Source organism: Luteolibacter sp. (genome assembly GCF_058122085.1).
The window spans coordinates 1-5,785 of the sequence record NZ_JBIKBQ010000164.1; the positions used below are offsets into that span (position 1 = coordinate 1).

Annotated in this window: 6 protein-coding genes; 1 reads left to right on the forward strand and 5 read right to left on the reverse strand. The window is 61.7% G+C overall.

Features of this window, described 5'->3' with window-relative positions; translation table 11 throughout:
- Positions 1–525 precede the first annotated feature (525 nt).
- Positions 526–1,155 carry a site-2 protease family protein gene (locus tag AC4DF4_RS17590; protein WP_490049411.1) on the reverse strand — a complete coding sequence of 210 codons (630 nt, stop codon included), beginning with the start codon at positions 1,153–1,155 and terminating at the stop codon, positions 526–528.
- A gap of 168 nt (positions 1,156–1,323) precedes the next feature.
- Here AC4DF4_RS17590 and AC4DF4_RS17595 point away from each other — a divergent pair, with 168 nt between their 5' ends.
- A complete protein-coding gene (locus AC4DF4_RS17595) occupies positions 1,324–2,058 on the forward strand; it encodes a L,D-transpeptidase (protein WP_490049412.1) in 735 nt (244 codons plus the stop codon).
- Between the two features lie 22 nt (positions 2,059–2,080).
- Here AC4DF4_RS17595 and AC4DF4_RS17600 read toward each other — a convergent pair whose 3' ends face one another.
- From AC4DF4_RS17600 to AC4DF4_RS17615, 4 genes are all read right to left on the reverse strand, one after another.
- Complete coding sequence (locus tag AC4DF4_RS17600) at positions 2,081–2,989, reverse strand: LysM peptidoglycan-binding domain-containing protein (RefSeq protein WP_490049413.1); 909 nt, start codon at positions 2,987–2,989, stop codon at positions 2,081–2,083.
- 155 nt (positions 2,990–3,144) lie between these two features.
- Positions 3,145–3,711 (reverse strand): elongation factor P, encoded by a 567-nt coding sequence (locus AC4DF4_RS17605; RefSeq protein ID WP_488258399.1) that lies wholly within the window; start codon positions 3,709–3,711, stop codon positions 3,145–3,147.
- 66 nt (positions 3,712–3,777) lie between these two features.
- The gene (locus tag AC4DF4_RS17610; protein ID WP_490049414.1) at positions 3,778–4,293 is read right to left on the reverse strand and encodes a DUF5069 domain-containing protein; all 516 of its coding nucleotides are present in this window, start codon (positions 4,291–4,293) and stop codon (positions 3,778–3,780) included.
- A gap of 21 nt (positions 4,294–4,314) precedes the next feature.
- Complete coding sequence (locus AC4DF4_RS17615; protein ID WP_490049415.1) at positions 4,315–5,325, reverse strand: aldo/keto reductase; 1,011 nt, start codon at positions 5,323–5,325, stop codon at positions 4,315–4,317.
- Positions 5,326–5,785 lie beyond the last annotated feature (460 nt).

A 5,785-nucleotide genomic window follows, 5' to 3' on the forward strand; every position in this document is an offset into this window, starting at 1 on the left:
GCGGCAACGAAAACCCGCCATGGTCCGTTAGGTCGTGCCGGCACAATCCTCGCGGTGCCGCGTAAATCCAAAACCGACCTGAGCCATGTCTCCCGCCTCCGGGGATTCAAGCTGCTGGAGCGATTTTAGGAGGCTTTCGCCGGGCTCGACACGCGCCGCGCCAAGTCCTCGCGCGACCTCGACTTCCGACGCAAGTTCGGCCCCCCTCCTTGCTGCTGTCATGCGCGAAATGATGAAAGATATCGTCGGCAATCCGCCTGCACCTGCGTTGGCGGCCGTGCGAGATCTATCGACTGGGAGGGACCATCGAACTGTTTTTCCGTTGGCTGAAATGTCTGCTGCGCTGTCGCCACTAACTGTGGGAGAGCGTGAAGTGGGCTCGCCGTGGCGGTCACGTCCTGCCGGCAATGGAATTTACCGCAGAGCCGCAAAGGTCGCGGAGGGCCGCAAAGGCATGTTTTTGAGGCGATTTCTTCGCGGCGTCCCTTGGCGGTTTGCGGTGAAACCTCTTGTGGGGGATCGCGCTCAGGGGTGCTGTTTGAGGCCTTGGAAGGCTTGCCAGGCGAACATGCCGAGGAAGATCGGGAAGACGATGGAGCCGGTTTGGGTGAACATCAGCACGGCGGTGATGATGGCGACGATGATGCTGGTCCAGAGGGTGATCTTGATGCGCGCGGGGCCAAGGAGGGCGTTGAGCATTTGTCCGCCATCGAGAGGGACGACCGGAAGGAGGTTGAGAATGGCCCAGAAGAAGCTGATGAGGATCAAGGTGTGGAGGAAATAGTCGCCGTGGTCGCTGAGCTCGGGGAGGACGCGCATGAGGAGGAAGACGGCGATGCCAAGGAGGATCTGGATGCCGGGACCGGCGGCGGTGACGAGGAAGCTTTGCCAGCGGTTCAATCGGCCGCCGGAATAGGCGGCGTAGCCGCCGAAGGCCTGGAGGGTGATGGCGCTGTAGGCCCCGAAGGCGCGGGCGGTGAGGGCGTGGCCGAGTTCGTGGACGAGGATGGAAATGAAGCCGGCAAGGACGAAAAGCCCGATTTCAAGGATGGCGGTGGCGGTGTCCGCGGTGGACGCGCCGCCGAGGATAATGAGGGAAATCCAGAAGAACGGTTGGACTTCCACGGGGATGCCGAAGATCGAAAAGCGAATCATGTGGGCCGTGATTAAGCGAAGATGGCGGGCGGTGCAAGGCCGGGACGTGAGGAAGGTCGGGTAACCTCAGGGTGCGAAGCCTTGACCCATTGGGATTCCGTGACTATTGAATTGGCGGCGGGGCGAGATTGATGGTGATTCGCCAGCCCTGTTATTTTTAAAATCCCGATGTTCCCGCGCGCTTTGCTCCTTTCCCTGACCGCTTTGTCGAGTGTCGGGTTCGCGCTGTTTTCCGTATCCTGCGGGGTGGCGGGTGAGCCGATGCCGTATCGGAAGGCGAATCGCGTGTTGTACCAGTGGCATGACGACGAGGGGGAGGGCCGGATTTCCGTCAGGATCAGTCTCACCGACCAGATCGCCGAATTCAAACGCGGCGACCGTGAAATCGGTTGGTGCTACGTGGCGACCGGCAAGGAGGGCCACGGCACGGCTCCAGGGAACTACAAAATCACCGAGAAGATCGAGGACAAGTATTCCAATCTCTACGGCTGGATTGAAGACGAGTTTGGAAATGTGACGGACGGCGACGCGCGGTCCCGCGACCGGGTGCCGGAGGGGATGGTTTACGTGCCGGCACCGATGCCGCACTGGATGCGGCTCACTTCGTATGGGGTGGGGATGCACGGCGGCTTGATTCCGGAGCCCGGAAAGCCAGCTTCCCACGGTTGTATCCGTTTGCCGAAGGAGTTCGTGCCGCTGCTTTTCGATGCCGTGGCGGTGGGGACTCCGGTGACGATCACCAACGCGCCGAGCAACCGCAGCCGCATGGAAATCGAGAGTCATCCGCCGGATCAAAACAGGGTTTCCGAGAGATCCAGTCCCCGTAATTCGAACGGGCTCCGGGTGCCCGGCAGCGCGGATTCGGTGACCTATCGCAACGGGCTACCGGCCCGCTACTACTGACGCGGAAGCATGCCGCGCGGGCTTACGACTCGGCCGGAACGTAGAGTTCGGAGCCTTTGGCGAGGATGGTGGCGTCGGTGAGGTCGAGTCCGTTGAGGGCGTTGAGCCGATCGGTGGTGGTGCCGTGTTTGGCGGCGAAGTCGCCATAGGTCATTTCGGCATCGACGGCGATCGGGTGGAGTTTTTTGTCGAGGGGCGCGGAAGGGGGCGTTTTTTCGACGGCGGGTTGTTCCGCGGTGTGTGTGATCGCAGGGGTGGGGGCCGGGATGGCGGGTTCCGCGGCGGGGGTCTTTTCAACCGGATCGGGAGTATTGGCTTGGGCAAGCGGCGAAGAGGACGGGGCGTCCGCGCGGAGCTTGATGACTTGGCCCGGACGGAGGGCGGTGGCCTTGACGGTGGGATTTGCCGCGGCCAGCGCCTCGACGCTGACGCCGTGCTTCCTGGAAATGCTGGAAAACGTCTCGCCCGACTGCACCGTGTGGGTCTTGTCGCTGGTCTTGGGTGACGGGGCTGCTGCGATAGTTGCAGGGGCGCTGCTGCCCGGGACTTTGAGCTTTTGGCCGGGCTGGATGACCGAGCTGATTTTCAAGCCGTTGGACTTGGCGAGTTTCTCAGGGCTGGTGCCGGTCTTGCGGGCGATTTTCTCAAGGCTGTCGCCGGCTTTGACCGTGTAGGTCGCGGCCGCCGTCGGCGCGGGGTTGGCGATGGTTTCAGTCTTGGTGACGGAGGATAAAACCGGGGCGGACGTGGTCCGCTGCTGGCGCGAGCCGCCGTTGTCGGAGCGCAGCTTGGAATTTTCGTCTTCCAACTGGCGGATCTGCCGCTCTTGTTCCCGGCAAAGCGATCGAAGCGTTTCCAACTCCGATTTCGCAAGCGCGGCGGGGGCGGCAAAAGCCATGGACAAGGTGGCGAACAGCAGGGTTGGCTTCATGACGTCGAGCTTTTTTCAAATTCCTTGGTTTGAATCAAGCGAAATTACGGCTTTCTTAACTACTGACGCTGTTTTCGTTCTGACGAAAGAAACGCAAAAACGGGCGGCCCCGAAGGACCGCCCGTTGGCGTGGGATTGGAAGGACCGGATCCGCCTCAGTTGGCGCGGCCGGTATAGGAGTTGTCCTCGGTCTTGACGTTGATTTTCTCGCCGACGTTGATAAACAGCGGCACTTGGACGATGAGGCCGGTTTGCATCACCGCTGGCTTGTAAACGTTGTTGGCGGAGTCGCCTTTGACGCCTTCCGAGGATTCGGCCACGGTCATCACCATCGAGAGCGGCAGGTCCACCGCGACGACGATGCCGTCGGCGACGAGCAGGTTGTAAAGCTGGCCTTCGATGAGGTAGTTTTTCACACCTTCGATGAGATCTTCATAGACGACGGCGTCCTCGTAGGTGTTGGGGTCGAGGAAGTGGTAGCCGCTGCTGTCCTTGTAGGAATACTCGTGCGGGGTGCGCTCGAGGACGACGCCCTCGACGCTGTCGTTGGAGGTCATGCGGAGGTTGAAAACCTTCTTGGTCGCGACGCTGCGGATCGACATCTGGACGTAGGAAGCCATCCGCGGAGGCGTCTTGAGCTCGTGGTCGATGACGAGACAGACTTCGTTGTTGTGGCGGACGGCGTGTCCTTTGCGGAGGTTGATGATAGGTGTGCTAGCCATGATTTGTGCGCGGAGATAGGCCGGGATATGCGCTGAGGCAAGCCCGGATTGGGTGAAAACGGCGGCTCAGTCGCGCTGCTCTTTGATCCAGGCGGCGAGCTTCAAGTCGTCGTCGCCGGCGGCCCAGAGCTGGCGCAGGAAATCGGCAGGGTGGATGTCGCCGTGGTTTTTGAGAAAATTCCGGTCGCCGCCGCAGCCGAACATCAGGTCCGGATCGAGCTCGCCGCGGAGTTTCGCCCGGCCCTTGGCGATGAGCCGGGGCAGGTAGGGCATGCCTTCGAGTTCGTCGCCGAAGGTCGGCACGTCGTCGCGGGTGAGCACCTTGTCGCTGGGAAGGCGCTTCTGAACGGCGATGAAATAATCACGCCGCACCGCCGCGACGAGCAGCGCCGTCGAGATGGATGGCACGCCTTCGCCGCAGAAATCCTCGACGAAGTCGAAAAACTCGCGCGGCTGGCAGCCGATACTCGCGAGGAACACGAGGTCGTCGGAGCTGTAATAATTTTCGAAATCCAAGTCGCCGGATTGGAAGGCGGCGATGCGGCGGTCGAAGAGGGCGAGAAAGGTGTCGTTCCAAGTCATGGCGGGGAGTAGAGCGGGAAATCAGCCTTCCGCATGCTTTTTCTTCGCGCCCGGGGAGATCGCGTCGATGGCGGCGAGCAGCCCTTCATCCGGCATCGGCGACTGGAGCGTGTCGAGCGAGTCGTCCAACTGCGCCACCGTGCGGGCGCCGATGATCGACGAGGTGACGGCGGGGGAGCGCAACGACCACTGGATGGCGAGGTGGTTGAGCGGCATGCCATGGGCGGCGGCGAGGTCGCCGAGGGCGCGGATTTTTTCCTGCTGCGCGGCGACCTGCTCGACCTGGAGAAATCCCTCGGCGCGGGCGGCGCGGGAACCTTCCGGAATGCCGTCGAGGTATTTCGGCGTGAGCATGCCTTGGGCGAGCGGGCTGAAGACCACGCAGCCGATTCCCTCGTCCAGCAGGTAATCGAGAATCCCTTCGCTTTCCGGCCAGCGGTTGAGGATGGAGTAAGGCGGTTGATAGACCAGACAGCGGATGCCCATGTCCTTGAGGATCTTGACGGCCTTTTTGAGCCGTTTGAGCGGGTATTTCGAAAGGCCGACGTAGAGCGCCTTGCCGCTGCTGACGGCTGTGGCCAGCGCCGACATCGTCTCCTCAAGCCGGGTGTCCGGGTCCGGGCAGTGCGAGTAGAACACATCCACGTAATTCTGGCGGAGGCGCTTGAGCGACTGGTCGAGCGAGGCGAGCAGATGTTTGCGCGAGCCCTTCTGGCCGTAGGGGCCCTCCCACATGTCGTGGCCGGCCTTGGTGGTGATGATTAGCTCGTCGCGGTGGCAGGCGAAATCCTCCACCAGGATGCGCCCGACATTTTCCTCGGCTGATCCCGGAGGCGGGCCGTAGTTGTTAGCCAAATCGAAGTGAGTCACCCCGCGGTCGAAGGCGCGGCGCATGATGCGGCGGGCCTCCTGGAAATCATCGACGTGGCCGAAATTGTGCCAGAACCCCAGCGAAATAGCGGGGAGCAAAAGGCCGGAATCGCCGCAACGCCGGTAAGGCATGCGGCCGTCATAACGCGCTGAATCAAACATGCTCAGAAAGTGCCCGCCCGGCGACACCTTGCCAAGCTCAACGATGTGACCTCCGCGCAAAATCGCGGCCGGAGCCCCTTTCGCCGTGCGGGAATGAAATTTGCCCGTGCCGACGCTTGATCCGATCGACGACTGACGAAGGTGGTGCATTTCAAACCGCTGGGGCTGGAGACAGCGCGGGAGATTCTTGGGAAGCTGATGGCAGAGTTGAATGAGAGGCTGGAGGGGGTGAGGGCCGTGAAGAGGGAAGAAAGTTCTAGCTGCGAGACGCCACTAGCACGGCCTGCTGCGAGACGCAGCAGCCACGTTCGCGTAGAGCTGGATGAGAGCGCCGAAGAGCTGATCCTGCGGGAAGGATTGAGGCGGACCCCGAAATTCGGGCCAGGGGTTAAGCTTTGATTGTGGTGGTCGGGCGCGGGTCTTGAACCCAAACTAAACCACACAAAATGAAAGCAAAACG